The sequence below is a fragment of the Synechococcus sp. R70.1 genome (assembly GCF_047461675.1).
GTDB lineage: Bacteria > Cyanobacteriota > Cyanobacteriia > Thermostichales > Thermostichaceae > Thermostichus.
The window spans coordinates 103,989-129,511 of record NZ_JANSHR010000026.1 but is presented as its reverse complement, the minus strand read 5'-3'; the positions used below and the strand labels follow the sequence as shown (position 1 = coordinate 129,511).

The 25,523-nt window shown below is 58.7% G+C and carries 29 protein-coding genes and 2 pseudogenes; 16 read left to right on the top strand and 15 right to left on the bottom strand.

The annotated features are described in order from the left end of the window. The first annotated feature begins 259 nt into the window (after positions 1-259). On the top strand, positions 260-2,278 hold the full coding sequence (locus tag NW807_RS03555; RefSeq protein WP_414425302.1) for a PAS domain S-box protein: 2,019 nt from the start codon (positions 260-262) through the stop codon (positions 2,276-2,278). A gap of 71 nt (positions 2,279-2,349) precedes the next feature. Continuing rightward, positions 2,350-2,847 (top strand): annotated as a pseudogene (locus NW807_RS03550) (histidine kinase dimerization/phospho-acceptor domain-containing protein); the annotation flags it as partial. A gap of 160 nt (positions 2,848-3,007) precedes the next feature. Here NW807_RS03550 and rlmN read toward each other — a convergent pair. Then, the gene (rlmN, locus tag NW807_RS03545) at positions 3,008-4,090 is read right to left on the bottom strand and encodes a 23S rRNA (adenine(2503)-C(2))-methyltransferase RlmN (protein ID WP_414425301.1); all 1,083 of its coding nucleotides are present in this window, start codon (positions 4,088-4,090) and stop codon (positions 3,008-3,010) included. Positions 4,091-4,226: 136 nt separating this feature from the next. Between rlmN and NW807_RS03540 the strand changes: the two genes are divergently transcribed. Next, on the top strand, positions 4,227-4,823 hold the full coding sequence (locus NW807_RS03540; protein ID WP_414394291.1) for a chromophore lyase CpcT/CpeT: 597 nt from the start codon (positions 4,227-4,229) through the stop codon (positions 4,821-4,823). On the opposite strand, the gene NW807_RS03535 is transcribed toward NW807_RS03540, so the two are convergent. The 5 genes from NW807_RS03535 to NW807_RS03515 all read right to left on the bottom strand — a co-directional run bounded on the left by NW807_RS03535 (position 4,820) and on the right by NW807_RS03515 (position 7,275). Continuing rightward, positions 4,820-5,350, bottom strand: a complete 531-nt coding sequence (locus tag NW807_RS03535; RefSeq protein ID WP_414394289.1) for a hypothetical protein — start codon at positions 5,348-5,350, stop codon at positions 4,820-4,822. The genes NW807_RS03540 and NW807_RS03535 overlap by 4 nt on opposite strands. Before the next feature lie 106 nt (positions 5,351-5,456). Next, positions 5,457-6,215, bottom strand: a complete 759-nt coding sequence (gloB, locus tag NW807_RS03530; protein ID WP_414425409.1) for a hydroxyacylglutathione hydrolase — start codon at positions 6,213-6,215, stop codon at positions 5,457-5,459. A gap of 6 nt (positions 6,216-6,221) precedes the next feature. Next, positions 6,222-6,485 carry a DUF3143 domain-containing protein gene (locus NW807_RS03525; protein WP_414394285.1) on the bottom strand — a complete coding sequence of 88 codons (264 nt, stop codon included), beginning with the start codon at positions 6,483-6,485 and terminating at the stop codon, positions 6,222-6,224. 88 nt (positions 6,486-6,573) lie between these two features. Beyond that, positions 6,574-6,990: a J domain-containing protein gene (locus tag NW807_RS03520; RefSeq protein ID WP_414394284.1), complete on the bottom strand. Its 417-nt coding sequence runs from the start codon at positions 6,988-6,990 to the stop codon at positions 6,574-6,576. A 102-nt stretch (positions 6,991-7,092) separates the two neighbouring features. After that, on the bottom strand, positions 7,093-7,275 hold the full coding sequence (locus tag NW807_RS03515) for a 50S ribosomal protein L32 (RefSeq protein WP_414394282.1): 183 nt from the start codon (positions 7,273-7,275) through the stop codon (positions 7,093-7,095). A gap of 261 nt (positions 7,276-7,536) precedes the next feature. On the opposite strand from NW807_RS03515, the gene NW807_RS03510 reads away from it, so the two are divergent. The 7 genes from NW807_RS03510 (at position 7,537) to NW807_RS03480 (ending at position 13,467) form a co-directional block, all read left to right on the top strand. Continuing rightward, positions 7,537-8,568 carry a CsgG/HfaB family protein gene (locus tag NW807_RS03510; protein ID WP_414425300.1) on the top strand — a complete coding sequence of 344 codons (1,032 nt, stop codon included), beginning with the start codon at positions 7,537-7,539 and terminating at the stop codon, positions 8,566-8,568. A gap of 167 nt (positions 8,569-8,735) precedes the next feature. Further along, positions 8,736-9,395 (top strand): SDR family oxidoreductase, encoded by a 660-nt coding sequence (locus NW807_RS03505; RefSeq protein ID WP_414404808.1) that lies wholly within the window; start codon positions 8,736-8,738, stop codon positions 9,393-9,395. A gap of 134 nt (positions 9,396-9,529) precedes the next feature. Next, the gene (locus tag NW807_RS03500) at positions 9,530-12,052 is read left to right on the top strand and encodes a dynamin family protein (protein WP_414425299.1); all 2,523 of its coding nucleotides are present in this window, start codon (positions 9,530-9,532) and stop codon (positions 12,050-12,052) included. Positions 12,053-12,267: 215 nt separating this feature from the next. Continuing rightward, the gene (locus tag NW807_RS03495) at positions 12,268-12,408 is read left to right on the top strand and encodes a KGK domain-containing protein (RefSeq protein ID WP_414394273.1); all 141 of its coding nucleotides are present in this window, start codon (positions 12,268-12,270) and stop codon (positions 12,406-12,408) included. 34 nt (positions 12,409-12,442) lie between these two features. After that, entirely contained in the window at positions 12,443-12,811 is a 369-nt protein-coding gene (locus NW807_RS03490) for a KGK domain-containing protein (protein ID WP_414425298.1), read from the top strand. Between the two features lie 29 nt (positions 12,812-12,840). After that, the gene (locus NW807_RS03485) at positions 12,841-13,200 is read left to right on the top strand and encodes a KGK domain-containing protein (protein WP_414425297.1); all 360 of its coding nucleotides are present in this window, start codon (positions 12,841-12,843) and stop codon (positions 13,198-13,200) included. Positions 13,201-13,212: 12 nt separating this feature from the next. Next, positions 13,213-13,467, top strand: coding sequence for an HNH endonuclease (locus NW807_RS03480; RefSeq protein WP_414404811.1), 255 nt, complete (start codon positions 13,213-13,215; stop codon positions 13,465-13,467). Between the two features lies 1 nt (position 13,468). Here NW807_RS03480 and NW807_RS03475 read toward each other — a convergent pair whose 3' ends face one another. Further along, on the bottom strand, positions 13,469-14,467 hold the full coding sequence (locus NW807_RS03475) for a YgfZ/GcvT domain-containing protein (RefSeq protein WP_414425296.1): 999 nt from the start codon (positions 14,465-14,467) through the stop codon (positions 13,469-13,471). Positions 14,468-14,548: 81 nt separating this feature from the next. Between NW807_RS03475 and NW807_RS03470 the strand changes: the two genes are divergently transcribed. Both NW807_RS03470 and NW807_RS03465 read left to right on the top strand, forming a co-directional pair. Then, a complete protein-coding gene (locus tag NW807_RS03470; protein WP_414425295.1) occupies positions 14,549-16,114 on the top strand; it encodes a hypothetical protein in 1,566 nt (521 codons plus the stop codon). A gap of 30 nt (positions 16,115-16,144) precedes the next feature. Then, a complete protein-coding gene (locus tag NW807_RS03465; protein WP_414394261.1) occupies positions 16,145-16,339 on the top strand; it encodes a hypothetical protein in 195 nt (64 codons plus the stop codon). Here the strand turns inward: NW807_RS03465 and NW807_RS03460 are convergent. The 7 genes and pseudogenes from NW807_RS03460 to glmU all read right to left on the bottom strand — a co-directional run. Next, a complete protein-coding gene (locus tag NW807_RS03460) occupies positions 16,336-17,298 on the bottom strand; it encodes an AEC family transporter (RefSeq protein WP_414425294.1) in 963 nt (320 codons plus the stop codon). The two genes, NW807_RS03465 and NW807_RS03460, sit on opposite strands and share 4 nt — an antisense overlap. A gap of 5 nt (positions 17,299-17,303) precedes the next feature. Beyond that, a complete protein-coding gene (locus tag NW807_RS03455) occupies positions 17,304-18,569 on the bottom strand; it encodes a 4-hydroxy-3-methylbut-2-enyl diphosphate reductase (RefSeq protein ID WP_414404815.1) in 1,266 nt (421 codons plus the stop codon). 103 nt (positions 18,570-18,672) lie between these two features. Next, the gene (locus tag NW807_RS03450) at positions 18,673-18,948 is read right to left on the bottom strand and encodes a lipopolysaccharide assembly protein LapA domain-containing protein (protein WP_414394255.1); all 276 of its coding nucleotides are present in this window, start codon (positions 18,946-18,948) and stop codon (positions 18,673-18,675) included. Between the two features lie 90 nt (positions 18,949-19,038). Continuing rightward, positions 19,039-19,191, bottom strand: coding sequence for a pentapeptide repeat-containing protein (locus NW807_RS03445; RefSeq protein WP_414425293.1), 153 nt, complete (start codon positions 19,189-19,191; stop codon positions 19,039-19,041). Then, positions 19,178-19,450 carry a pentapeptide repeat-containing protein gene (locus tag NW807_RS03440; protein WP_414425292.1) on the bottom strand — a complete coding sequence of 91 codons (273 nt, stop codon included), beginning with the start codon at positions 19,448-19,450 and terminating at the stop codon, positions 19,178-19,180. Before NW807_RS03440 ends, NW807_RS03445 begins: the two co-directional genes overlap by 14 nt. A 94-nt stretch (positions 19,451-19,544) precedes the next feature. Then, entirely contained in the window at positions 19,545-20,042 is a 498-nt protein-coding gene (locus NW807_RS03435; RefSeq protein ID WP_414394408.1) for a PPC domain-containing DNA-binding protein, read from the bottom strand. Beyond that, positions 20,025-21,374, bottom strand: a pseudogene (gene glmU / locus NW807_RS03430) (bifunctional UDP-N-acetylglucosamine diphosphorylase/glucosamine-1-phosphate N-acetyltransferase GlmU); the annotation flags it as partial. The gene NW807_RS03435 and the pseudogene glmU, both read right to left, overlap by 18 nt. Positions 21,375-21,498: 124 nt before the next feature. On the opposite strand from glmU, the gene NW807_RS03425 reads away from it, so the two are divergent. The 4 genes from NW807_RS03425 to NW807_RS03410 all read left to right on the top strand — a co-directional run bounded on the left by NW807_RS03425 (position 21,499) and on the right by NW807_RS03410 (position 25,014). Beyond that, the gene (locus NW807_RS03425) at positions 21,499-21,930 is read left to right on the top strand and encodes an SHOCT domain-containing protein (RefSeq protein ID WP_414404816.1); all 432 of its coding nucleotides are present in this window, start codon (positions 21,499-21,501) and stop codon (positions 21,928-21,930) included. A gap of 479 nt (positions 21,931-22,409) precedes the next feature. After that, positions 22,410-22,865: a ubiquinol-cytochrome c reductase iron-sulfur subunit gene (locus NW807_RS03420; protein ID WP_414402371.1), complete on the top strand. Its 456-nt coding sequence runs from the start codon at positions 22,410-22,412 to the stop codon at positions 22,863-22,865. Between the two features lie 54 nt (positions 22,866-22,919). Beyond that, a complete protein-coding gene (locus NW807_RS03415) occupies positions 22,920-24,041 on the top strand; it encodes a glycosyltransferase family 4 protein (RefSeq protein ID WP_414425291.1) in 1,122 nt (373 codons plus the stop codon). A 97-nt stretch (positions 24,042-24,138) separates the two neighbouring features. After that, positions 24,139-25,014, top strand: a complete 876-nt coding sequence (locus NW807_RS03410; RefSeq protein WP_414394252.1) for a PRC-barrel domain-containing protein — start codon at positions 24,139-24,141, stop codon at positions 25,012-25,014. A gap of 158 nt (positions 25,015-25,172) precedes the next feature. Here the strand turns inward: NW807_RS03410 and infA are convergent, their stop codons facing one another. Then, entirely contained in the window at positions 25,173-25,400 is a 228-nt protein-coding gene (gene infA, locus NW807_RS03405) for a translation initiation factor IF-1 (protein WP_414394403.1), read from the bottom strand. Positions 25,401-25,523: the final 123 nt, after the last annotated feature.

Genomic DNA, 25,523 nt, shown 5'->3' with positions numbered 1-25,523 from the left:
CAGCTAGTACAGAAGTAAGCTACACCTGTGAAGTACTATAATTCCTTCGGCCTTTCTATAGAGTCCTGTTCTGTCGGGTGCTTACTAGCGCCGGAGGACTCGTTGGGGAGGTTCTCCCATCAGGTAGAGCACTGATGCAATCTTCTCCCTTGCCGCTCCGCTCCATCCCTTTGCGGGAGCGCTGCTAGCACCCTTAGTGCTGGCAGTGGTAGGAGGGGCAGGCGGGGCATCCTACTTCTCCTGGCGGGCTGGGCAGCGGATGGCGCTGCAGTTGGCTAGGCACTTGAAGAGTGAGGTTAACCACCGAGCCGAGGAGCACCTACACAGATATCTGCAGGCCCCCCTGCAGGTAAATGCCCTCAATAAGGAGGTGCTGCGCTGGGGACTTTTGCCCAATCTGGCCGCCCCGCGGCTAGAAGTGCTAGAAGCCTATTTTGCCCGCCAGTTGCAGCAGTTTCCCAAGCTGAGCGACATCGGCTTTGTCTCAGTTCATGGGGGGTTTGTAACCGCCCGCCGCCACGCCGATGGCTCCATCTGGACCTACCACACGCCGGGCCTGCAGCCGGGATCCGTCCAAGGCCGCCAACGGGATCCAGAAAGCGGGGATCCCACTGGCTTGACGCGGCAACTAAGCTCTTTAGATTTGCAGCAGTTGTCTTGGTTTCCCGAAATCCTGCAACAGGCAGAGGCCCGCCGTACCTGGCTGGTGAGCAACTTTTTTGTCGAGTCTTCCCACCAAAAACCGGAGCGGCTAATCCTGACGGCACTGCCCTTGGCGGACGCGGAGGGCCAAGTTTACGGCAGCCTGGTGGCTTCCCTCCCGGTTCATCACCTGCAGGCTTTTCTAGAGGATCTGCAGGCCGGCTTGGAGTATCCAGGGACGACCTTGTTGCTGGATGGGGAGGGCCAGGTGGTGGCCAGCACGGAGAAGCCATCTCCTCAACCGCGGCTGCTGGCTGTGCAAGAGCAGGTGGGATCCTGGGAGGTGGCGGCCTCACAAGGGCTGCTGCGTCTTGAGGTGGACGGGATCCCCCACTGGGTGCAGGTAAAGGCCATTCAGGAGGAAGGGGGGCTAGGTTTCTATTTCTTACACGGGATCCCGGAGAGCACCCTGTTGGCCCCCGTCTATAGCAGCACGCAGCAGGCGGCTCTGTGGGGAGGGGGGCTGCTACTGGGCTTTCTGGGAGTTGGGATCCTCCTGGACAAAGCCCTCTCTCGCCCGCTGCGCCGCCTTACCCAAATAGCCGAGCAATTTGTGCACAGTGGGATCCCAGCCTTGGCCTCTATGGATCCCGGCCCCATCCAAGAGGTGCAGACCCTGGCCAAAGCTTGGCAGCAGGCGGCCGCTAACCAACAGGCTTTGTTGGATCGCCTCTGGCAACAGCAGCAGCAGTACTGCGCCGTGGTGGAGCAGCAGACGGAGCTGATCTGCCGCTTTCGGCCCGATACTTCCATAACCTATGCCAACCCGGCCTACCTGCGCTTCTTTGGCCGCTCCGCAGAAGAAACGATAGGCAGGCGCTGGAGGGATTCTCTGCCGCCGGAAGAACGGGAGGCGGTACTGCAGGCGCTGGCCGTCCTCACGCCTGAGCACCCCTTCCACCGCAGCGAGCGGGAGTACCCTGGCGAAGACGGACAATCCCGCTGGGTAAGCTGGGTAGATCGGGGCATTTTCGACAGCCAAGGCCAACTGGTGGAGATCCTGTCGGTGGGGCGGGAGATCACCGAGCAAAAGCGGGCCCAACAGCAGCTAGAAGCCCTTAACCGCGAGCTAGAAGCCCAGGTGGCGCTGCGCACCGCCCAGTTGGAGCAGGCTTTGCGCTTTGAGGCAGTGCTGCGCTCCCTCACCGGCCAGATGGTGGCCAGCCTCAAGGAGGGAGAGATCTTGGAAGAGGTGGTCAAGAGCCTAGCCGAGGCTCTCAACCTGACTGGCTGTCATATTTTCTTGACCAGCGCCGATGGATCCTCTTGTGGATCCGGGCTTGCTCTTTTCCAGAGAAGGCGGATCCCGCCTCCCTTAACGACCCTGAGCTTGGGCACCTGCTGCACTCCCACGCCTTGCCCTGGGAAGTCCACTGGTGTTGTCAAAGAGGCGGGCGCTGGGTACACCTCTTGGCTTGCTCCCTTCGAAACCACCAAGAGCGGCTGGGGCTCTTGCTGTTGGAGCGGCAGCAGGAGTTTTTCGAAGCCGAGAGACAACTGGCCTATCAGGTGGTCAACCTGTGCGCCCTGGCCCTGCGCCAGGCCCGTCTGTACGAGGAGACCCGGGCCCAAGTGAAGGAATTGGAGCGGCTCAACCTGCTCAAGGATGATTTCTTGAGTACCGTCTCCCACGAGCTACGCACCCCCATGGCCAATGTGCGCATGGCCCTGCAAATGTTGCAAATAGCCCGCGATGACCCTAAGAAACAGCAGCACTATTTTGCCATCGCTCTCAAAGAATGCAACCGACAAATTGATCTCATCAACGACCTGCTGGACATGCAGCGGCTTTCAGCCGAGAAGTATCTGCTCCAGCCGGAAGAGATCTTCCTGCCGCACTATTTGCGGGATCTGGTGGCGACAGCCCAGCCTCTAGTCCAGGGCAAAAAGCAGAACTTGCAACTGCGCCTAGAAGAGGGGATCCCCCCCTTAAGGCAGATCCCAAGGCTCTGGGCCGCGTCTTGCGAAGCTGCTGCACAACGCCGTCAAGTAACCGCCCCTGAGGGATCCATCCGCCTGCAGGTAACTCCAGAAGGAGAAGGGGTCCTCTTTGTCTGTAGCAACAGCAGCGAGATCCCAGAGGCGGAGCTGCCCCGCATCTTTGAGAAGTTCTACCGGATCCCGAAGGCGGATCGCTGGGAGCACGGCGGCACCGAGCTGGGGCTGGCTTTGGTCAAGCAACTGGTAGAGCACATGGGGGGCAAATCTCCGTCAGCAGCGCAGAGGGATGGACCCATTTCCGCGTCTGGCTACCTTCTGCCCTGCCAGCAGCAACTGCAAAAAACCTTGGATCTGCGGGCGCCGCCTAGGAACGGCCAAGGGCCGGCTCAGGGGAAGGCAAGCTGGAGGGGTGCAAGAAGGATCCCCGCAGCTGACCGCAGGCAGCGTTGCCATCTAGACCACGGGTCTGGCGCACGCTGGCCTGGACGTGGTGTTCCTCCAGCAGGCGGACGAACTCCGCCACCCGCGCCGGGTGAGGGCGCTGATAGTTGGCCTCGGCGATGGGGTTGTACGGGATCAGGTTGACGTGTAGGCGTGCCCCCGACTGGCTGGCCTGGCGCAGCAGGTGGGCCAATTGACGGGCATGGATGGGCAGGTCGTTGATCCCAGCTATAAGCGTATACTCAAAGCTAACCCGCCGTCCCGTGCTCAGCATGTAGTCGCGGCAGTCCCGGATCAAAGCCTCCAGGGGATAGTGGGCTGCGGAAGGGATCAACTGCTGCCGCAGCTCCTGGTTGGGGGCATGCAGGCTGACGGCCAAGGTAATCTGCAGCTTTTGCTGGGCCAGCCAGGGGATCTGCCGGGGCACGCCCACTGTCGAGAGGGTGATGTGCCGCTGGCCAATGCCAATATCCTGATTGAGGCTGCGGATGGCCTGCACCACGGTGTCGCGGTTGAGCAGGGGCTCCCCCATGCCCATGAAGACCACGTGGCTGACGCGGCGGCCAAAGTCTTCCTGCACCGTTAGCACCTGATCCAGGATTTCGTGCAGCTTGAGGTTGCGCCGGTAGCCCATCTTGCCAGTGGCGCAGAAGTCGCAGGCCATGGGGCAGCCCACCTGGGAGGAGACGCAGACGGTCAGCCGTTTGGCGGTCGGGATCCCCACCGTCTCGATCAACTCCCCATCCGCTAGCTGCAGCAGCAACTTAACTGTGCCGTCGCGGGTCTCCGTCCGCTGCACCACCTGGGAGCGCCCCACTGGGTAATCCCCCAGCGCCTCGCGCCAGGCCTTGGGGAAAACCGTCACCTCCTGCAGGGAGCGGATCCCTTTTTGGTAGAGCCAAGTGTGCAGTTGTTGCCCGCGGTAGGCCGGCTGCCCCTGGGCAACTGCCCAGTCTTTCAAGGCAGCTAGGGATTGCCCAAGCAAGGGAAGCGGTGGGGCGGACATAGGCCAGTGGGCAACAGATCCCAAAAGTTGGGTTCTTCCACTCTAGCTTGAAGCCCCAAAGGCTTGCTTTGGCAGTCAGGGCCAGGGTCTTGGATAATGAGTTTGCCCTTGCACGACTGGGACTTTGGCTTGCGCTATGTCGGTTTCGCCGCAACTGGCCCAACTGGCTACGTGGATGGCCGGCCACTTCAACAATCAACAGCAGGCCATGGCTGAGCCGGTCTGGTTTGCCAACATTCACGTCTACCAGTGCCCTCTGCCGTGGTCGGTGTTTCAGGGGATAGGGTTTTACGTGGAGCAACTGTATGACATCTACCCCGACCAGCCCTACCGCCAGCGGGTCATCCACCTTTTCGAGACGCCGGAGGGGATCCGCATCCAAAACTACGCCTTGGGATCCCCTGAGCTCTACAAATGTGCTGGCCGAGATCCGGGAAAACTGGCCAACCTGACGGCGGCAGAGCTGGAACTCTTGCCCGGCTGTGTGATTCAGGTGGAATGGACGGGATCCTGCTACCGGGGCCGCAGCGTGCCCGGCAAAGGCTGTATTGTCGAGCGCAAAGGCAGAACCACCTACCTATACAGCGAGTTCGAGATCGGGGCCGACTACTTCCACAGCCTGGATCAGGGCCGTGACCCCGAAACGGATCAAGTGGTCTGGGGATCCCTTTCGGGCCCCTTTCGGTTTGTTAAAAAACAGGATTTTTCCTGCTACTTGCCCCGCTGGAGCTAGCTAGGTGCCGTCCAAATCCAGAAGGCGATGATCCCATCCCAAAGGAGTAGCAGCAGGGCAAAGCCGCCCAGCAGGGCGTACATCCAAGGCTGGACATAGGGGCGCAGCCCGTCGATTTCCAGTCCCGTATGGCGCTGCACCAGCGCTACCAGTTCCCGGAAGCGGCTCACCCGCATGGGCAAAAGGACGCGATCCCCACTGCGGCTGACCAGGTAGTACACCAGACCTCCTTGGCTAGTGGAGCGGGGTTCAAGGTGCTCGACCTCTGCCCAGCGGATCTGCCACTCCTGCCGCACAAAGGGCGGCACCCAGGCGGGGTAGGTGGCCCGCATGCCCACCGCGTCCACCTGGATCTGTTGGCTCAGGGATCCCAGGAGTAGCCCCCAGCCCAGCAGCAGGGCTGCCAGCAGAGCTCCCTGCGCTAGAGGCGTGCCTTGGCGGGCCAGCAGAAGAGGTAGGGGCAAGACTAGTGCCCAGTACAGGGCTTGCACCGAGAAGCGGATCAAAGGCGAAATGGGGAAGGTCATAGACACTCCCAGCCTAGGGCGTGACGTCTCCCCTCTCCATTGAGGGGCATTCCTCTTGCAGAAAGGATCCCGAGCACAGCTTGGCCCCGTTCGCGTTCGGCACGCCCTAGAACTGGTCCTTCATGCCTCGCAGCCGAGCAAAAACCTGCACCGGATCCTGAACTCCGGTGGCCGCTTGCAAAGCCGGCTGATCCCAGCGCAGGAAGGGGTTGGTGCGGCGCTCTTCGCCGATGGTGCTGGGCACAGTTGGGGATCCCGCTTGGCGCAGGGCCGCCACCTGCTGATAGCGCGCCTGCAGGTCAGGGTTGTCCCCGTCCACCGTCAGGGCAAATCTGAGATTGTTCAAGGTGTATTCGTGGGCACACCACACCCGCGTGGCTTCCGGCAGCTGCCGCAGCTGATCCAGGGATCCCACCATCTGCTCTGGAGTGCCCTCAAAGAGTCGCCCGCATCCCCCCGCAAACAGGGTATCGCCACAGAAGAGATCCCCGCTCTCAGGGAAGTAGTAGGCAACATGTCCCCGGGTATGACCGGGCACAAACAGCACCGTCGCCTGCCGGCCCGCAAACTCCACTGTCTCTCCTGCCCTGAGCTCCACCGTCTGGCCAGGGATCCGTCCCCGATCCGCCTGGCTGCCGTAGACAGCCGCACGAGGATAGCGCTCCAAGAGCTGTCGGTTCCCCCCCACATGGTCGTGGTGGTGGTGGGTGTTGAAGATAGCTACCACCTCCGCCCCCAGCTCAGCCAGTTTATCCAGCACCGGCTCGGCCACTGCCGGATCCACCACCGCCGCCGTTGCCGTTTCGGGATCGTAGAGGAGGTAGATGTAATTGTCGCGCAGGGCAGGCAGTTGCAGAATGCGCATGGCCACTTACTCCTCGAAAATGGCCCGTTCTACATCCTTGCGGCTGAGGGAGTAGGGGAAAGACAAAGTCTTGGTGTTGCCGTTGGGGTAGGTGTAGCGCACCCAAATGCTAGTTTCTTCCAAGCGCAGGCAAGCTTTCCAGCCAGGTCGTTCGCAAAACCACTGCTCCACATCCTGGGGATCTCGAGTACAACCCTGTTCCTCCAGCCACTGTTCGATCGAGGGGAGCGAGTGATTGTACAGAGGTGTGGTTTCAGGCGGCAAAGGCATGGCGAGATGGCAAAAGCTACCCCCGCTACTCTATTCAAGCACTTTAGATGCCCAGCATTCCCTGGCCTCCCGCGGCTGGGCAGCTCAGTTAGCCCACTCTCCCCTCCCGCAGCCAAGCCAAAACGCCTGCCAATACTAGGCAGAGCACAAAAGTAGCAGCCATCAGCAGCAGGGCACAGAGCTCACCAGCAGAAAGCGGTCGGGTTTCCATGGGCAGCTCAAGGGCCTCTGCCTCCCGCGAGCCTCTTTGCTCGAGCGATCCCGCCTTGGCCCTCATTGCCTGGAGGCTCGCGTCGTAGATAGCCCGCTTGGCAGGGTTGCTGAGAACAAGGTAAGCTTCCTGCAACTCTTGGAAGCAGCGAAGCGCCACCTCCGGCGCCAGAGGAGAGGTGTCAGGGTGGTAGCGCTTGCTCAACTGCCGGTAGGCCCGCCGAATTGCTTCAGGAGAGGCTCCTGGGGACAGGCCCAGCCGCTGGTAGTAGGTCAGAGAGCTCAACGAGCGCATGCAAGTTGCTGGGCAAGACTAGGGGCAACAGAATGGCTCCTAGGAGAGCTTGACCTTAATGTAAACCACTCTTTGAGCTATGGGGATCCCCCCTGCCAGCCTCTATTCTTCTCCCTCCTCCTCTTCAGACTTGGCTTTGGGGTAGTAGAAACTGGTGTTGCGACCGCTGAGAATGGCGCGCCCAATGGTCATCGCTCGCTGGGCGTGGATCTTGGCTTTGGCTAGCCAAACAGCATACCGCCTGCGGCTGCGAGCTTTAGAGGTTTTCTTCTTAGGAACAGGCATAGCTTGTACAAAAGCACAGCTTTACTAGGCTAGCACTGGGCTTGCACCCTCGATCCCAGGCGGGTCAAGCTTTTTCCGGCAACTCCCCAAGGGCAAGCACCTCCGCCCAATCTTAGCTGTTGAGATCTGTCAACTCTTCTACGCAAACCTTCTCAACCCTTTTGCCAACAGCCTTGGAATCGGTATTCTGGAAACAGGCGGCCAGGCGACGTCGGCCACCCTCCTTTAGGAGATCAATCATACACAGCCTCTTTATCCATCTTGCTGGTCGGGATCCCCCTGGTCAGCTTAGGTTGGACAGGGATCCCAGCGGCCGCCCAATCTGCTAACCCCTCCCTCTGCCGGCAATTTCCTCAAGACATTCGCTGCAATCTCTCTGCTCCCAGCCAAGTTGGACAAGCACCGCAACCCACCGCTCGCCCTCGCGTTGCAGTTTTGGATTTTGATTTCAGCAGCCTCAGCAATCCCTACAGCCTGCCCGAGGCTGCCCGTGGGGTGAGCGATCTGCTGGTGGATCGGCTGGTGAGAGATGGCACTTTTTCCGTCATCGAGCGCTCGCGGCTAGATGCAGTCTTGGCCGAGCAGAACCTGGGTCGATCTGGGCTACTGGACGCCAACACTGCTGCTCAGGTGGGCCGCATCCTAGGAGTCGATGCCGTGATCCTCGGCAGTGTAACCCAGTTTGATGTAGCAGTGCGTCGTTCTGGAGGTGGGGCACCGGTTCTAACCCCTTTTGGCAACTTTCCGCTGGCAGTGGGGGTTGAGTCGGTGGACGTCGATGCCAGCGTGCAGCTCAACGCCCGCCTGGTGAGCACCAGCACTGCCGAGATCTTGGCCGTGGTTGAGGGCAAAGGCAACGCTAGCCAGTCGGATAGCACGGTTGCAGTGGCCGGCTTTGGCGGCGGATCTGCCACCAGCAATGAAGAGAAGCTGCTGGTTTTAGCAAGCCAACAGGCGGTGGAGCAAATTGCCCAGCAGCTGGCTGGCTTTGCCGAACGCTTAGCGGCCCAGCCCCGCTCTTTGCCAACGGTTGATGCCCTAGTGGCCGATGTCTACGGCAACCAGGTGATTTTGAACAAGGGCAGCCGCGACGGCTACCGCGTGGGATTGATCCTTTCTGTGGAGCGAGTTGTCCGCGAGGTTAAGGATCCGGCCACAGGAGCAGTCTTGCGCAAGTTGACCGAGCCAGCCGGGCAGATTCAACTGACAGAGGTGGACACAAGCTCCAGCGTTGGCCGCATCCTCAGCGGCTCGGGCTTTAAGGTCGGAGACGTAGCCAAGCCCCTGCGGTGAAACTGCAAAACAAGTTGCCTTCAAAGTTTTCAGCACTTTTTCATGCCAGGCCTGAGGCTTAACTGCTTCTGTCATCCCGGTCTAGGCAAATTTTGAGAAGATAGTTAGCAAGGCTAGCCCAGAAGTTGGGCAGCTACGGGCAATCAGAGCAGCTTGGCAGGGAAAGGATGAAAGCTTTTGTTGCAGGGGCTACGGGAGAAACGGGGCGGCGTATTGTCAAAGAGCTAGTGGATCGCGGCATCCCGGTACGGGCGTTGGTGCGCAGCCGCGAGTTGGCCGCTCAGGTTCTGCCCCCCAAAGCGGAAGTGGTGGTGGGGGATGTGCTGGATCCGACCACGCTGGAGGCTGGCATGGAGGGATGCACGGTGGTGCTCTGTGCTACGGGAGCCAGGCCTAGTTGGGATCCCTTGCAGCCCTACCGAGTGGACTATGTGGGCACCAAAAACTTAGTGGATGTAGCCAAAGCCAAAGGGATCCAGCACTTTGTTTTAATTTCCTCCCTGTGTGTTTCTCGGCTGTTCCACCCCCTCAATTTGTTTTGGCTAATTCTGGTGTGGAAAAAGCAAGCCGAAGAGTACTTGCAAAAAAGCGGCCTCACCTACACCATCATTCGGCCAGGGGGCCTGAAGAACCAAGACAATGAGGATGGCATTGTCCTCTCTCCACCAGACACTCTATTTGAGGGCAGCATTCCTCGCACCAAAGTAGCCCAAGTGGCTGTTGAAAGCTTATTTCAGCCGGCGGCGAAAGACCGCATCTTTGAGATCATCGCTAAGCCTGGTGTTCCCAGGCGGGAGTGGAGTGAGCTTTTTGCCGTAGCAGGCTAGGTCCCGCACTGCAGGAACGCCTCCGTCAGCCGTCGAGCGTGGGGTGAGTGTCTCACCGGAAAAAAGTAGCGTGAAAGCCTTCACCTCAAGGCCTAGCGGGTTATAATCTTCCCAGCTTTTCGGAGGTTCCTGCTATGACCATGCAGCTCCCACCCCAGTGTGAGAACTTAAGAGAACAAGTTGAAGCCATTCTCAACCTCTGGCAAAAGGATCCCACGCTTTCAAGTAAGCAAGACACAAAGCGGGTTCAGGCTTCACTGAGCAAAGCAATTTCTCCAACCTTTGAGATTGTGTTTGCTGGTGCCTTCAGTGCTGGCAAATCGATGTTAATCAATGCCTTACTGGAAAGGGAGCTTCTCTACAGCGCTGAAGGACACGCCACAGGAACCGAGTGCTACATCTCCTATGCAGAACCTGATGCCGAAAGAGTAGTGCTGACCTTCCTCAGCGAGCAGCAGGTGCAGGAACAAATGGCTGCTTTTTGCGGTCGCCTAGGCTTAGCGCTCCCTAGTGGCAACGGCTTAGAGGAGGCTACACTCAGTCGCCTCAAGGAGCAAGCTGAGGCCATTGTTCAACAAGAAGGCGGCAAGAGCAAGTCAGAGCGGGCAAAGCAGGCAGATGCGCTGCGCTTGTTGATTGAAGGTTTTCAGCAAAACCGTGTCAGGATCTACCCAACTGAAAACGGAGTATTCTCTATGGAGCAGCTTAACTTAGGCAACCTAAAAGAAGCTGCAAGTTTTGCCCGTCGAGGTGCCAACAGTGCGGTTTTGCGGAAGATCGAGTACTACTGTCATCATCCTCTACTAAAGGACGGAAATGTTATCGTCGATACTCCTGGTATTGATGCACCAGTTAGAGCAGACGCTGAACGTACATATCAAAAAATTGCTCACCCGGATACTTCCGCAGTTGTCTGTGTCCTCAAATGCGCCTCAACTGGCGAGCTAACTAAGGAGGAAACAGAACTTATTGAGCTCATCCAGAGTAATAGCAGCATTCGAGACCGAGTTTTTTATGTGTTTAACCGCATTGATGAAACCTGGTACAACCCGCAGCTAAGGCAGCGGCTAGAAACCATTATTGATCAGCAATTCCGTGGAGCTCGTATATTCAAGACAAGCGCCTTGCTTGGCTTCTACTGCTCACAGATCAAGGGAACTGGCCGAGGGAACAGATTTGGCTTAGACACGATCTTCTCAGAAAGTATAAGGGAACTGGGCAGTAAGGAACAGACTCCTCAGTTTGTCATCGAGTTTGTCAAGTACTGTAGCTCGGGAAGACTGATTGGCACTCCCTTTCGCCCTCTAGTGCATGGCTATGAGACGCCTATAGATAACTATGTTCGAATTCTCAGTGAGTGGGGCATGCCTTTGGTTGATTACATGATCGAGGATAGCGGCATAGAAGAGTTTCGTAGTGGGATTACTCGTTATCTAACAGAAGAAAAGCGTCCACAGTTGTTTCTAGACCTTGCTAATGACTTGCGGCCCCTTTGTGTTGAGCTTAGGAAGTCTTACCTTGATCTCTACAGGGACTTGGATAGTCAGCCTAGGGAAGTCAGTGGCATGATTGAGTATGAACTAGCGCTTATCAACCAGCAGCTAAACAAAATAGGAAGAGACTTTTATGACCACATTGAAACTATGGTTAACGAAATTATTAACGGCATGGATAAAGACTTTGAATCTGATTTTCGCAAGTTGCAAGCCAAGATGGTGCGTAGGCTGGATGAACTTCTAGACACCTTCTCCGTGGATGGCACCTATAGCCAAGCTGTTCGTATTCATCAGCGTAACTCCACAGCCCCATTTCTAGCTGTCTTGGTTGAGGCCTTCTACTATCTCTCGAACCACCTAGAGGATATACTAGTTGAATCCGCCATTACAGTTGTGGAGAACTCTTTCCGCCGGCTTATCGATCGAGTGCGTAGCTCAGATTACTACAAGCAGCTACTCCGTCTGCTCGGGTCTGATGGGGAAATAGAGAAGAAGCTCCTAGAGGTTAAGGACAAAGTTTGCACCTCCCTGGTCAGCGGTGCTCGAAAAGAGTGTGACCGGTACTTGAGAGAGAGTCCTCGCTTCTATGATGAGGGTACTTTCTCGATTTACCAGTTTCGCGAAGTTTTGAAGCAAACTGCCCAATCCTACGACATTTCTGCTATTCGAGACGCTGAGCCTGGGATCCGGCAGTTACTCAAGCTTGACTTTGAGCCAAAAGTTAGCCAGACAATACGTTCTAACTTCCGTCAGGAAACCAACAACACTCTCAAGACTCAGCTGTTGCCGGTTGCTAGGCAGATAGCTGATGAGATTTTGCAAAAGTACCCTGAGGCGAAGCAGTTTATGGAGGCAACTTTAAGGAAGGAGGCCGAAGAAAAAATTGCCCTTAACCAGCAGCGTCTGAAAGAATTGGAGGCAAACATAGACAAATACAACCGAGCTGTTTCTGGGATCAACCTCTGCCTGCAAGCTTTAGGCCTCAATCGTGAGATGCTGCCCCTAATTCTTCTTCCTGATTCCTCTGCTACTGCAGAGTCGACTGAGATTTCGGAAAGCTCAAGTGAGAGAAACACAGATCAAGTGTCTGCTCCTGCAAGCACTGCATCTTCAGCGGAGAGCTTTGCAGAGTTAGATAGTTTCCTTGACGATCTGACTTGATGACCTGAGATAGAGAGGCCTGTTTTTGGATCCCCAGCTAGAAGTGTGGGATTTAGGGTGATGCCTCTAGGTCAGTACCCAAAAAGGATTGTCTCTAGGCGAGAAACTTTTAGGGTTGCTGGCTTGGTGGGAGCGGCCCAAGAAGCCCTAACCAAAAAAGAAGAGCTAAGCTGGAAGGAGCTGACTGGTTTGGTGAAGGGATTAATTGTCATCTCTTGCTGCCAGGCAGTAAGGGTTGGCAAGCCGGCAGAGTAAGGCTGCGGCTAGCTGTGGAGGTAGACTTTGAGCCGGATGATGGAGGCTCAGAGAGCCAGGGTGGATCCCCTCTGGATGACCTACGGGAAAGTGAGGAGTAGCTCAGACTAGCAAGACGCAGGGGAGGTTAGGCAAGTGTTAAGTAATGATCAGCCTCAGGAGTGCTTTGTTGAGCTAGATACTTCCCAAAATACTGTCATCGACATAGGAGGACGACTGATCTACTTGCAGGATTTTGCTCGAATATGCTCGGACGTTGTTCGCAATAGCTTCATACCCAGCTTATATAACAAACTTAGCGACAGAGAAATCTCAGTTCCACAGGTTAACTTGAGCGAAATAATTAACGATGAAGGAACTCGTGCCATACTTTTGCGCTCCGGCTCACTGTGGACCCCTGGCAGAGTTAGGCTAAGGCTAGTGGTTGAGTTTGAGGCGGAACAGGCGGAATTGGGAACTGGTGGATCCCCTTTGGATGACATTCGGGGAGATGTAGGTTCCTAAAATGGACTAGGTGGAGTGGAGTTTCTACCATGGCTGAGCCAATGCTTCTCAAATCTACCGATACGCAAACTGTGGTTCAAGTCGGTGAGCAAGTTTACCTCCCGAGTGCTCTACATGAAGCAATTGTATCCTTTCTTGTCATCAGCAGAGATTCAATAAATAAGCACCTTGATTCTAAGAAGATTAGTACCGATATAATGAGCTTAATAAGTGGAACTAACTCTCGAATAATACGACCTGGTCGAGCATGGATTTCTGGACAAGTTTCGATCAAAATTTGCCTAGAGTTTGTTCCTGGAGATCAAACTTCGGCTTCCGAAACCTTAGACCATGATCGCCTTCCCATTGACGCCGCCACCTCTCCACTAGACGACTTGCGAGCTACTTAGATTTGACCCGCTATGAGGGAAACGAAAAGGAACCAGCGCATCCTCATCCCGCCAGCTGTGCGGGAGTACGTCTTCCAAAGGGATGGCTTCCGCTGTCGCAGTTGCGGCAAATCGCCTCCAGAGGTGCAGCTTCAGGTCGATCACATCATTCCCCTTGCCCAGGGCGGCAGCAACGACATCAGCAACTTGCAAACGCTGTGCAAACTCTGTAATCAGCGCAAAAAGGACAGGTGGGATCCCCGCTTTCGCCGCCATTTCGATCTCTAGCTCAAACAACGGGAGGAAAGCTTAAAAAGGGCGGGCGGGTGAGGAGGCCGGTTGTTGAACCAACCTCCACCTCCCATCCTTCGGCGGGCGCGAATTTGGTGCGCACATAGCCCAAGCCCCAGTAGCCTTGGGAGGTGGAGCCAGCGCTGGTTAGCACACCGATCTTTTCCCCTTGGCGCACAATCTCGGCACCAGGCTGGGCCTCGCCCTGGAGGCGGATCCCCCAGAGGGTTTGGCGAATGCGCCTATAGGTTACCTGCTTGGCCAAGACTTCCTGGCCAATGTAGCACCCCTTGGAGAGGGAAACGGCGTGCCATAGGCCGGCTTCCAGAGGGTTGTAGTCGGGGGTCAGCTCGTGGTCAGCAGCAGGGCGACCGGCCTCCAGGCGCAGGGCTTCCCAAAGTTCGGCTGAGGCCAGCTCCGCTCCAGCTTGCCGCAGGCAGCTAGCAAGGGCGGCTTTGTGTTCGCTGGCCCCCCAGAGGGTAAATCCCGGCTGGGCAAGGCCGCTGCCACAAGCCAAATGGACAGGGATCCCTTGAATCTCCACCGGGCGGTGCTCGTATAGCTTTGTCGGGATCCCTTCTGAGGTCACCACCTTCTCGAGGAGGCGCTGGCTCTGCGGGCCAATTAACCCAAAGGCAAAAGTCTGGTCGGTTGCATCAGCTATTTGGGCCCCGCGCACGAAGGGCAACAGGCGTCCCAAGCTCTGCAGTAAGAGGCGACGTCGCTGCGGCGAAGTCCAAATCCAGCAGGCCTCCTCTTCCACGTAGACCGTCGCCAGGTCTATGATCCCTGCTGTGGGGGTAACAAACACGGTATCTGCCCCCTGGCCAGGTTTAAGAGCCTTGAGATCCTGAGTGCTCTGGCTGTGCAAGTAATCCAGGGCGGCGGATCCCTGTATCCGCAAGCGGCCCCACGCAGAGCGATCCAAAAGCAGGGATCCCGCCTGGGCGGCTCCAAGCAGGGACGAGGGCGTGGGAACCTCAGAAACACCCGACATCGCTCACCCCAGAGGTGTCGTTTGGTTTTCTTCCCCACCTTAGGATAGGGTAGTTCACCTGAGCGTCTGTGGCGGATCCCTGTGATCGAGGTTGAAGTCCACCAACAGTTGCGCCAGCTCTTGCGGCAGCTTCCCGATGCCGGGTGGCCCCATCAGTTGACGATGGCCCGCATGGTGGCCCGGGGATTGCGGCTGGGGCGCAGCACCTTGATCCAGGTGCCGAGCGGGGGTCAGCACCGCCTCAGCTATCTGCTGCCGGCTTTGATGTGGCCCCATGGTACCTTGCTGTGTGCCCCAGCGTCTGTGCAGGCGCAAATTCTGGGGGAGGAGATCCCCTGGCTGCAGCAGACTTTGCAGTTGCACAAACCGGTTTTGCAAAAGGATCGCTGGCCAGATGCCGACTTTCAAGGGCTGCTGTTGGTCGATCCCCTGGATTGGCTGCAGGCGCGCTTGAGGGGAGCAGAGATGCCAACCGGGATCCCGTTGATCTTGGACGGCGCCGAAGACCTGGAGGAGTGGGCCTACCAAGCGCTGACCCTAACCATCGAAGCCAACCACTGGCAGCAACTGCGGCAGATCTTTCCTGCTGAGGCTGAGCGAATCTCCCAGGCCCAGGTTCAGTTGGCTCTACAGCTTTTGCGACGGCCCCTTTCCCGCTGCTTAGTTCAGGCAGACGAACAGGTTCACCTGGAGGTAGCGCTGTCCCTGGTGGCCAGCTACCGCGGCTGGCTGCCGGATCCTTGGGATCAGCTCCGCCGGCGGCTTGGGGCCGAAGGGGATCCCGCTTCCCGTTGGGTCTGGTGGGCGGAAACCAATCGCGAGACCGGCCGCCTCACACTTCGCCACAGCCCGGTGGCTTTGCACGAATGGCTAGCGCCCATCTGGGCTACCCAACCCGTGGTAATTATCGGCGAGGCGCTGGATTTGGATCGGCAGGCAGAAAGCTATCGCTGGCGCTTAGGCTTACCGGATTTGACGCCCCTACGCTTTAGCTCAGGCGAAGAGTGGATCCGCTCCGGGGGGGAGCCCCTGCCCAGTTTGGCTCTCTATTTGCCGTGGCTGCCCTTGCCCAACAGTCCTCTGTTCCGGGAACACTTGCTGCAGGAGCTAAAGAGCCTGATTGCAAAGGCGCAGGGCTTTGTGGTGGTGCTGGTTTCGGATCAACCCCTCCAGGTGCAGGTCGGAGCTGCTTTGGCCGCTGAGTTTGGCTCGCGGGTACGGGTGAATAGCCCCTTTCGAGGAGAAAAGGGCATCTTGGTCTGCGACTGGTCCTACTGGCTGCAGCACAAGGCTAGCCTACCTTGCCCGGAACTGCTGGCCATTGCCACCCTGCCGTTTCCCTCGATGGAAGATCCCAGGGTGGCCGCGCGAGTGCAGTATCTGCAGCGCAGTCGGCAGGACTGGTTTCGCCAATACCTTTTGCCGGTGGCAGCCAGTCAACTGCAGCGAGCCGTCGCTCCCTTGCGGCAGGGATCCGAAGTAGCTGAGGCCACTGGCTTGCCCCAACGTTGGGTGGCGATTCTGGATAGCCGCATCATTGCCCGCAGCTACGGCGTTGCCCTTCTCAATGCCTTGGGGCCAACTCTGCGCATCCAGCAGCCCAGCCAATTGTTTAACCAAAGCCAAGCCGAACCTGGGCTATCCTAGGATTAGCGCTAACCTTGTTTGGCGGGGATCATGACCAGTCCTGCTCTCAGCCCCAATCCAGCACCGCACCTGCAAGCAGTTTGGAAGTCGTTGCGGCAGGCCATCGTGGAAAGCTCAGGCTTCCAGGGATGGCTGGAGGGGCAGGAGTTGCCCAAGGAGGAGGCTGAGTTGGATCGCCTAGTGCATCGTTACCTGGAGCAGGCTCTGTCTCACTTGGCCTACTAGGATCCCCACAGCAGCAACCAGAACGGCAAAGTCAGCAAGGCTGCCACGTAGCCTACGGCTAGAGTTGTTGCCGTTAGCTCGCGATCCAAGTCGTATTCTTCCGCAAGCACCAGGGTGGCAACAGCAGGGGGCATACCCGTCTGCAAGACCAACACCAGCTTGGCCAAAGGAGGATAGGGAGTCAAGGCTAACCCCAAGCCTACCAAAAGGGGAACGGCAACAAGTTTGATGAAGAGGGCCACGGCGGCGGGGCGAAGGGATCCCCAGTGCGGCACCTGGGCTAGCCGTATGCCCAAAAGGATTAAGCTCAGGGGAATCGTGCTCCAGGCAAAGGCAGTGAGCCCTTGGGCCAGCCATTCTGGGAGAGGGTGGCGAGCCATTGCCAGGCCGACAAAGAAAGACCAGAGAGTGGGACTGCTTAGGACGCGGAGCGTGGCTTGCCAGGGAGGGGTGAAGGAAGCGCTGTAGCGGCTGGCAACCCAGACTCCCAGACCGTAGGCAGTAAAGAGGGTGCCCAACAGGTCGTAAAACAAAGCCCAGCCAAAGTAGGCGCTCCCGCCCACTGCTAAGCAGATGGGGTAGCCCAAATAACCCGTATTTCCCAGGGTGGCTGTCAGGTAAAAGCTGCCTCGCCGGGCTCTGCTCCAAAGCCAGGGATCCCACTCTTTCTTCCCCTGCCAGGTGTGGTGCTGCCACTGCAGCCAGGCACTGGCCAGGGCATACCCTAGCCCTGTGGCCAGCCAGCAGACCAAAGGGGCCGCCCAGAGCTGGCCAGAGAGGTCCGCCGTCTGCATAAACCCAAGGGTGCCCAGGGGAACCCCCACCCAAAACATGAAGCGGCCCAGCGCTTGGGGATTTAGCCAATGGCGCCAGGGGGGAGGTAGCCCTCTCTGCAGGACAAACCCCAGCAGCGTCCAGCCCAGCAGGGGGAGGTAGACCTGAAAAAGAGTGGTGAGCACGCCTTCTAGAAGCCAAGGGGAAGGGATCCCTGCGGAGGGGTCTGCGGCTGTTCGCGCAGGGCAAAGATGCGCAGGATCACCTCCTCCACAACGCGGTCGGGGGTAGAGGCACCGGAGGTAATACCAATCTGCACTGGCCCGTCGGGCAGCCACCCTTCTGTAACGATTGGGTCTTGGTGGAGGGGCTTGTGGCGGATGCGGTTGGGCGGTTGGATGCAGTCGGGGCCGTCAATGTGATAAGAGGGCAGCCCTTTCGAGAGGGCAATTTCCTGCAGGTGGGTCGTATTGGAGGAATTGAACCCGCCAATAACCACCACGACATCCAAAGGCCGCTCCAGCAGCTCAAACATGGCGTCCTGCCGCTCTTGGGTGGCGTTGCAGATGGTGTTGAAGCTCATGAAGTGCTTGTCCAGCTCCTGGGGGCCATACTTGCGCAGCATCGTGATCTCAAACAGCTTGGCTATGGCACGGGTTTCCTCCTCGAGCATCGTCGTCTGGTTGGCGATGCCAATCCGCTCCAGATCCCGATCCGGATCAAAGTTGGGGGAGGTAGCCTTGCCAAAGCGCCGCCGAAACTCTTCTGGGTCCCCGCCTTCCAAAATGTAGCGGGCAACCCATTCGGCTTCTTCTAGGTTCAGCACCACCAGATATTTTTCAGCAAAGGAGCTGGTGGCCACGGTCTCTTCGTGGTCGTACTTGCCGTGGATGATGGAGGTAAACTGGGCAGCCCGGTGCTTGTCCACCTGGTTCCAAACGCGAGAGACCCAGGGACAGGTGGTATCGACAATCTCGTTGCCCTGGGAGCGGAAAAACTCCATTTCCGAGACACTTGCCCCAAAGGCGGGCCAAATGACCACATCTTCCGGCCGGATTTGGGAAAAGTCTTTCTTGCCGTCCGGGCCTTTCTCCACGAAGCGGATCCCCATCTCCTGCAAGTGCCGGTTGACCAGGGGGTTGTGGATGATCTCGTTAGTGATCCAGATTTGGCGATCGGGAAAGCGGTGCCGAGCTTCGTAGGCATACTCTAAGGCCCGCTCCACTCCCCAGCAAAAGCCAAACGCTTTGGCTAGATGGATGGTGATATCCCCCCGCTGATAGCGGTAGGACTGGGCGCGAATCTGCTCCACCAGGCGGCTTTTGTAAGTAGTCTGCAGCTCTCGTTGGGCCTGATCCTTGTACTCTTCGAATCCTTTAGCAAAGTAGGTGCTGGAGCTGCGCAGGGCTTTGCGCAGGGCGCGCGGGTCTTGGGAGGGGGGCTGGGAATGAGGCATGGCTGTCACCTCAGCTAGGCACTGCCGACAACAAGGGCAAAGGGCTCCTCTCTCAGCTTACGCCCTCTCTTGGGGATGCGGGCCATTCCAGCAGCAGGACACCCTAGGCAGGCGGCTGCTCTTGCGTTTCCAGTTGCTGCAGCCGTTCCTGCAACTGGCGGGCGACAAGGGAAAAACTGCGTTCAGGCCAGAGAAAAGAGCCCAGCCCCACGGTCAGCAGGCCTAGGCCAATGGCGGCGGCGATGAGCAATCCCAAGGGCAGCTCCACCGAGCGCCACAGCAGAAACTGCACTGTCCGCAAGGTCGGGTTTTGGCCAGCTAGGACTGCCACTCCCAAAGCCAGCAGCAGAGTCAAGAGCAGGTTAAATAGCAAAAACATAGGAAAGCCGCTTGCACCGGTTCTATTCTGCCTTGTTTGCCGAGGGAGCAGACCAGGGCTGTACTGTGCCATCGGGTAGGATGGCTCCGCTCAGGTCAGCGCCAATAGCACCGCTCCCCCCAACTTGGCTGCGCTCAGGTCAGATCCCTGCACCTGGGCGCGGGTTAGCTTGGCCTCCCAGAGGTAGGCTCCATGGAGATTGGCCTCCCGCAGGTCGGCAAAGCTAAGGTCAGCGCCGATCAAGTTGGCTTCCCAGAGGTTGGCGCCGCGCAGGTTTGCCCCTACCTATGAGGTTGGCGGAGCTGAGAACGGCTCCCCGCAAATCGGCTTCCTGCAAGTTAATTCCACTCAGCTTGCCAAAGGAGAGGTTGGCCCCTCTCAGGTTTGCCCCCTGCAGCATGGCGCGCACCAAGTCTACGCCCACCAGGTTGGATTCTTGAAAGTTGCGCTCGCCAGCAGCGTAGCTTGCCAGTAGCTCCTCGGCAGTGCTCACTCGGGGCATAGGGAATACCCCCCTTCTCAGCTTGTGCCAGCAACCCTTAGGGCTAGTCGGGGTGGTCCTGACCTAAGGCTATGTTAGCCAATATACTCGCTGCTTAGGTGTCTTCCGCTGCCTGGAGCGTTTGCTTGGCCACCTTTTCGATATGCAGCTCCAAGTAGCCGGTGGCTGGATCCAGTTGGCGGGAGAAGCGGTACTCCAGGCTGTCGGCGAGGACAATTTCGGCGGTGGTGTAGATGAGGCAGCCAGGGCGCAGGTGCCCTCCCCAAGTTCGGCCCTGGGCATTGGCAACGGCAAGGTGAAGGTGGACGCCGTCCGGGCAGAGGGATCCGCTCAGGGACAGGATCTCCAGGGGCTCGGCCAGCAGGCAATCCTCGGTTTGGTCGGCCAGGCGCAGGGTGGCTTGGCGGAGGCTGCCAACGGCGCTGAGAACAAAGCCTGCCTGCAGGGGTTGTTGGCGGGCAAAGCGCTCCAGCTCCTGCTTCAGGTCTTGTCCGGGCAAGAGGCGCAAGGGGTAGATGCGCAGGGATCCTGGGGGTAGAGGCTGGGGGCGGCTAGCAGCGGAGATCCCTGGTCGCCAGCCCGGCTTGACCACCGGGTAAGCGCGGGCGATCACCAGGCAGTCGTCGGGCACAGGGTAGCGGGCAGGGATGGTGGAACCGGCGGCGATGGTGACATCGGATCCTACCTTGAGGGGAGCCACCAGTACCGAGTTGGCCCCTGTCTTGCTGCGATCGCCGATTTCCGTGAAGTGCTTCTGCTGGCCGTCGTAGTTGGCAATAACCGTGCCGGCGCCGATGTTGACCTGGGATCCCAACTTGGCGTCGCCTAGATACGCCAGGTGGGCGGCATTGGTGTGGGATCCAATCTGGGTGTTTTTGACTTCCACAAAGTTGCCGATGCGGCAGCCGTCGCCAATGCAGCTGTTGGGGCGGATGTGGGCGTAGGGCCCTACCCAGACGTGGTTGCCGATCTGGCTGTGGCTGACCACCGAGTAGAGGATGTGGCAATCGGAGCCGATGGTGCTGGACTCAATCCAACTGCCCGGCCCCAGACGGGTGCGCGGCCCAATGCGGCACGGCCCTCGCAGATGGGTTTGGGGCTCGATCACCACATCGGGGGCCAATTCCACCGTCTCTTCCAGGCTGACGCTGTCGGGATCCACAAAAGTCACCCCCGCCTCCATCCAGGCCTCTTTGAGGCGCTCTTGAAGAATCTGGTGGGCCTGGGCCAGCTGGCGGCGGTCGTTGATGCCGACGATTTCCCGCGGATCCTCAGCGTCCAGGGCGATGGCTTTCTCCAGCAGTTTAACTGCGTCGGTGAGATAGTACTCCTGCTGGGCGTTGTTCCGCCCTAAACTCGGCAGCACCCGTGCCAGGGCCGGCCAATGGAAACAGTAGACGCCACTGTTGACGCGGCGATTTTGCCGCTGGGCCGGGGTGCAGTCGCGCTCTTCCACCAGCTCCAGGATTCGCTGCTGGGCGTCGCAAAACACCCGCCCATAGCCATAGGGATCCGCCACCTGAGCCGAGAGCAACGTCACATCCGGCTGGACTTGGCGGTGGCGTTCCACCAGGGCCTGCAGGGTTTCCACCCGCAACAGGGGCACATCCCCGTTGACCACCAGCAGATCCCCCTGAAAGTCGCCTAGAACAGGCAAAAGCTGCTGCACCGCATGTCCGGTGCCCAACTGCTGGGCCTGCTCTACAAACTCGACGGGATACTCTCGCAGAGTCTGTCGCACCTGCTCCTGTTGGTAGCCCACGATCACCAGACAGCGCTGGGGCTCCAGAGCCAGCACTGTGCGCAGCAGCCGCTCGATCAAAGACAAGGATCCCAGCTTGTGCAGCACCTTGGGCAATTGCGACCGCATGCGGGTGCCCTTGCCCGCTGCCAGGATCGCCACCGCTAGCTCCCGCTCCGCCATTTTTTGCTTTCCATCTGCCCCCATCAAGTATAGGCGGAAGGCGCTTGGAGCTTGGGTTCTCTCTCCCTCTGCCAAGGACTTGGAAACTGCGCTAGCCTGGTGGCAGGTGTAGGTAGGGCAGAGCATGGCCGAGGGCCGAGAGGCGCCCCCACCGCCACGCCAGCGGCTGGTTCGCGAGGCAGCCGGTTGGTTGGCAGTGCTGGGGGTGGTGATCCCGGGATTGCAGCGCTTCTACATGGGCCACAAGCGCTGGGGGTGGGTGTACTTGCTGGTGGGGCTGATGGTGTGGGTTCCCTCTCTTCCCCTGCAGATCCTCAGCTATGGGCTTCGAGCTCTCTGCTTGCTGGAGGGCCTGTGGTTGCTCACCATGACCAATGAGGACTTCGATTTCCGCTTCAACCGGGATCTCCTCGAGCTGGAATGGACCAGTGCGAAAAGTCGGGAAGTCCGGGATCCCGAGCAGCAGTTGGAGATCCAGTGGAAGCATGGCCTGCTCACCCGCGCAGAATATGAGGAACGCCGCCAACATCTTCGGGGGCATCCCAAAGGCCACTAGAGGTTGACCAAGAAAACTGGGTACAAGCCCCGCCCTTTAGGGCGGCTTTTGCTAGACTGCAACAGTCGCTCCATCCATTCATAAGAAGAGTGCAGCGTGCAGTCAAACGTATCTGGGCTCCGGCCCAGTAGTTGGGGTTATGGCATCCCCCATAGGGCTGAGGTTCAAACCTCATGCTCTTTCGCCTACGGCGGCGCGGAGCGCTTTGTAGCTCAGCCGGCAGGATTCATCCTGCTGTCTGAGAAAGAATCCTTGTCCTTTAGGGCAGGGAGAATGTCAATTTCGCGCTTTGGTTAACGACCTCATGCCCTCTCCGAAGGCAGGACACAACCGCGGGCCGCGCACACGGCGATTTGCAGAGCCTGCAAAGGTGCGGTTTGCGCTGGCTGAAGCCATAATTGGAAGGTGGCCAATGTGCTGGCACCCCCTTGGGAAGGTTTCTGGCTGACGCTTCGCTTTGTCTTGAGGATCTAGTGGCCATGTACAGCAACCGTCGTGGTTTTCTGCGCTGGATAGCGCTTGGCTTGGGCGCGCTAGTGGGCCTGCTGCCTGCTTTGACGCGGCGCCGTTTCGACCGGGCCCTTGCGCAGGGCGCCCCTGCCAGTCCCAGGGCTGCTGAGCCGAAATTTGTAAAGGTTGCAACCCTTGCTGATCTGGTGAAAGGTCCCCTCAAGGTGAAAAACGCCTTTGGCAACAACACTGCCACGCTGTGGCTGGTCAAGGATCCCAAAAAAGCGGACTCGGTACTGGCTCTGGACGCAACCTGTCCCCACGCTGGCTGCGAGGTGGACTGGCGGGGCAAGAACTTCGTCTGCCCCTGCCATGGCTCAGCTTTTGCTGCTGATGGCAGCCGTATTCGCGGCCCAGCCGATGCCGACCTAACTGCCTACAAGGTTAAGGTCGAGAAAGAGGAAATCTTCGTGTCTAGAACCTGATCCCCCCCCTCAGGGATTAACCCAGCTCAGCAAGGGGTTGGGCCGGAAGGCTGCATGGGTCGTCTTTACCGCTTCTTGTTTGTCTCCACCCCCGTTGGGCCTCTTGGGTCGGGGGCGGGCGGCGGGGTGGAGCTCAACCTTGTCAACTTGGCGCGTAGCCTGCTTGAGAGAGGGGCCCAAGTGCGCGTGCTAGCGCCTGAGGGATCCCACAGTGCCGACTTGCCGGAGGGAGTTATCGAGACCGTCCCAGGCCTCCCCCCGCCCTATGCCCAGAGCCAGCGCCGCGACCAGCCGGTCTGTTTTTCCACCCCTTCTCTGGTGGCCAACCTGTGGCAGCGAGCTGCCCAACTGCAGGAGCAGTTTGAGCTTATCGTGAACTGGAGCTACGACTGGCTCTCGTTCTACCTGACCGATTTTTTCCGCACACCGGTGGCCCATATCCTCAGCATGGGATCCCTCAGCGATGCTGTGGATCAGGCCCTGGAGCACATTGCCCATCGCTACCCAGGTCGGCTGGCGGTGCACTCGCGAGCCCAAGCCCAGACTTTTGCCTTTGCCCGCGCCCAGATGTCGGCAGGCCGGGATCCCTTTGTCTATTTGCCCTGTGGCGTCGACCTCAGCCGCTACGAGTTTGTGCCCAAGGGGAACGGATCCCTGTGTTGGATTGGCCGCATTGCCCCGGAAAAGGGCCTGGAAGACTGCGCCGCCCTGGCGGAGAAGACGGGAAGGCCAGTGCTGATCCTGGGCCACCTGCAAGACCCGGCCTACTGGCAGCAGATTCGGGAACAGTACCCACGGGCTCAATTGGACTACCGGGGGTTTTTGCCCACCTCCCAGCTGCAGCGGCTCTTGGGCCAATGCTCGGCCTTGATCATGACCCCCAAGTGGGTGGAAGCCTTTGGCCTGGTGGCGGTGGAAGCTTTGGCGTGCGGTGTGCCCGTGATCACCTACCGTCGCGGCGGGCCGGCGGAAATTGTCAGCAATGGAGAAACTGGCTGGGTGGTAGAGCCGGACGATGTGGCGGCCTTAGCAAGGGCCGTAGAACACTTGGATTGCATCGACCGCAGCCACTGCCGACACCGCGCAGAACAGCACTATTCCCTCCAGGGCATGACAGAGCGGTTTTTAGCCTGGAGCAAGCAAATTGGCCGGGATCCGATCCCGGCAGCCCGCTAGAGAAGAGACGGGCAGTGGTACTATTGGATTTTGATGCCTGGGGCCGGCTGACCAGCCCACTCACGCCAACACTTCGACTTACGACGGGGAAACCACCATGACAACGGAGAAAGGATCTGTTGCGCTAGCACGACCAGAGGTTCGTCGGCGGTCACAGGTTCTGGGAACGCAGGTGATTAGCCAAGCCAATGGGGCCCGGCTCGGAGTGGTTAGCGAAGTTTGGGCAGATCTGGAAGCTAGGCAGGTCCTGGTGCTGGGGGTGCTGGAAAGAGCCTGGGCTGGATCGCCCCGTTTACTAGAGCTGCAGCAGGTCACGGCCCTAGGGCAAGACGCTATCCTCGTCCCCAGCGATGAAGTCTTCGAAGACTTGAATTTGGAGGGTCTCAGCCGGGTAGTCGGCAGCGAAGTGGTAACGGAAGAAGGGATCCGCCTCGGTAAGGTTAAGGACTTTGAGTTTAACTCTGTCTCTGGTCTAATCAGTGGCTTAATCCTCTCTAGCCTTGGCCTCACCTTTTTGCCTGGCTTTATCCTCAGCACTTATCTGCTTCCTGCTGATGAGATCGTCTCCGTAGGCGGCGATCGCCTCATTGTGGCTGATGGCGCTGAGACCCGCCTGACCCAACTGGCCAAAGGAATCTTGGAGACCCTGGGGCTAGGCAAGCCCCCCTGGCTAGCTGCAGGCGCCTCTGCCCCTGCCCTGCCTAGGTCTACCGCTGAGGCTGAGGCGGAGGAACGCTACGAGGAAGCCTACGCCGAGGAATACGCAGCGGAAGAGACGGAGGAAGAGGACGTCTACGCCGAAGCAGAGCCTGAACCCCCACCCCCTCGGCCCGCGTCCTCTCCTGTCTCTGAACAGCCGGCGTGGGAACAGGAGTATCCCCAAGAAGAAACTTCCCCTCCTCCTCCTGAGCCAGCTCCCCCCCCCTCCAGGGATAGCGATCCCTGGGAAGAGAATGCTGGCGAACCAGCTTGAGCGGCCGAGTGGGTACCCACCTTACCTAGCCGTGGGCTGGGCTTCGACAACCCCCAGGCAAACTGCCCTGGATGCACATAAGCAAAGCGAGGGGCTTGTGGAGATGACTGCCCCCTCGCGCTTCCTTCTCAACCGCCCCAGCAGGATCTAGAGAACACCTACTCATTTTTCTTAAGGCGGTAGGTAATCCGCCCCTTGTTGAGGTCATAGGGGCTGAGCTCCACCTTTACCCGGTCGCCGGGCAGGATCTTGATGTAGTTGCGGCGGATCTTGCCCGAGATGTGGGCGAGAACGTTAAAGCCATTGTCCAGGTCCACCCGGAACATGGCATTGGGTAGGGATTCCGTAACTACCCCTTCCACTTCAATAGCGTCTTCCTTAGCCAAGTAGCCCTCCTTCTCAGACAACGCAACTCTATGGCCCTCCCCTCTCCTGTTAAGAGGGGGTTAAGAGCCGAAACAATACTCCACCTCTTCTATCCTAGCTGTTGCAGTCCTTCATGGGGGAAC

What these genes read in the sequence shown, in the direction of transcription:
- NW807_RS03555 (WP_414425302.1), top strand. Translation starts at nt 260, where the DNA reads ATGGCGCTGCAGTTGGCTAGGCACTTGAAGAGTGAGGTTAACCACCGA.
- rlmN (WP_414425301.1), bottom strand. Translation starts at nt 4,090, where the DNA reads ATGTCCGCCCCACCGCTTCCCTTGCTTGGGCAATCCCTAGCTGCCTTG.
- NW807_RS03540 (WP_414394291.1), top strand. Translation starts at nt 4,227, where the DNA reads ATGTCGGTTTCGCCGCAACTGGCCCAACTGGCTACGTGGATGGCCGGC.
- NW807_RS03535 (WP_414394289.1), bottom strand. Translation starts at nt 5,350, where the DNA reads ATGACCTTCCCCATTTCGCCTTTGATCCGCTTCTCGGTGCAAGCCCTG.
- gloB (WP_414425409.1), bottom strand. Translation starts at nt 6,215, where the DNA reads ATGCGCATTCTGCAACTGCCTGCCCTGCGCGACAATTACATCTACCTC.
- NW807_RS03525 (WP_414394285.1), bottom strand. Translation starts at nt 6,485, where the DNA reads ATGCCTTTGCCGCCTGAAACCACACCTCTGTACAATCACTCGCTCCCC.
- NW807_RS03520 (WP_414394284.1), bottom strand. Translation starts at nt 6,990, where the DNA reads ATGCGCTCGTTGAGCTCTCTGACCTACTACCAGCGGCTGGGCCTGTCC.
- NW807_RS03515 (WP_414394282.1), bottom strand. Translation starts at nt 7,275, where the DNA reads ATGCCTGTTCCTAAGAAGAAAACCTCTAAAGCTCGCAGCCGCAGGCGG.
- NW807_RS03505 (WP_414404808.1), top strand. Translation starts at nt 8,736, where the DNA reads ATGAAAGCTTTTGTTGCAGGGGCTACGGGAGAAACGGGGCGGCGTATT.
- NW807_RS03500 (WP_414425299.1), top strand. Translation starts at nt 9,530, where the DNA reads ATGACCATGCAGCTCCCACCCCAGTGTGAGAACTTAAGAGAACAAGTT.
- NW807_RS03485 (WP_414425297.1), top strand. Translation starts at nt 12,841, where the DNA reads ATGGCTGAGCCAATGCTTCTCAAATCTACCGATACGCAAACTGTGGTT.
- NW807_RS03480 (WP_414404811.1), top strand. Translation starts at nt 13,213, where the DNA reads ATGAGGGAAACGAAAAGGAACCAGCGCATCCTCATCCCGCCAGCTGTG.
- NW807_RS03475 (WP_414425296.1), bottom strand. Translation starts at nt 14,467, where the DNA reads ATGTCGGGTGTTTCTGAGGTTCCCACGCCCTCGTCCCTGCTTGGAGCC.
- NW807_RS03465 (WP_414394261.1), top strand. Translation starts at nt 16,145, where the DNA reads ATGACCAGTCCTGCTCTCAGCCCCAATCCAGCACCGCACCTGCAAGCA.
- NW807_RS03455 (WP_414404815.1), bottom strand. Translation starts at nt 18,569, where the DNA reads ATGCCTCATTCCCAGCCCCCCTCCCAAGACCCGCGCGCCCTGCGCAAA.
- NW807_RS03450 (WP_414394255.1), bottom strand. Translation starts at nt 18,948, where the DNA reads ATGTTTTTGCTATTTAACCTGCTCTTGACTCTGCTGCTGGCTTTGGGA.
- NW807_RS03440 (WP_414425292.1), bottom strand. Translation starts at nt 19,450, where the DNA reads ATGCCCCGAGTGAGCACTGCCGAGGAGCTACTGGCAAGCTACGCTGCT.
- NW807_RS03425 (WP_414404816.1), top strand. Translation starts at nt 21,499, where the DNA reads ATGGCCGAGGGCCGAGAGGCGCCCCCACCGCCACGCCAGCGGCTGGTT.
- NW807_RS03420 (WP_414402371.1), top strand. Translation starts at nt 22,410, where the DNA reads ATGTACAGCAACCGTCGTGGTTTTCTGCGCTGGATAGCGCTTGGCTTG.
- NW807_RS03415 (WP_414425291.1), top strand. Translation starts at nt 22,920, where the DNA reads ATGGGTCGTCTTTACCGCTTCTTGTTTGTCTCCACCCCCGTTGGGCCT.
- NW807_RS03410 (WP_414394252.1), top strand. Translation starts at nt 24,139, where the DNA reads ATGACAACGGAGAAAGGATCTGTTGCGCTAGCACGACCAGAGGTTCGT.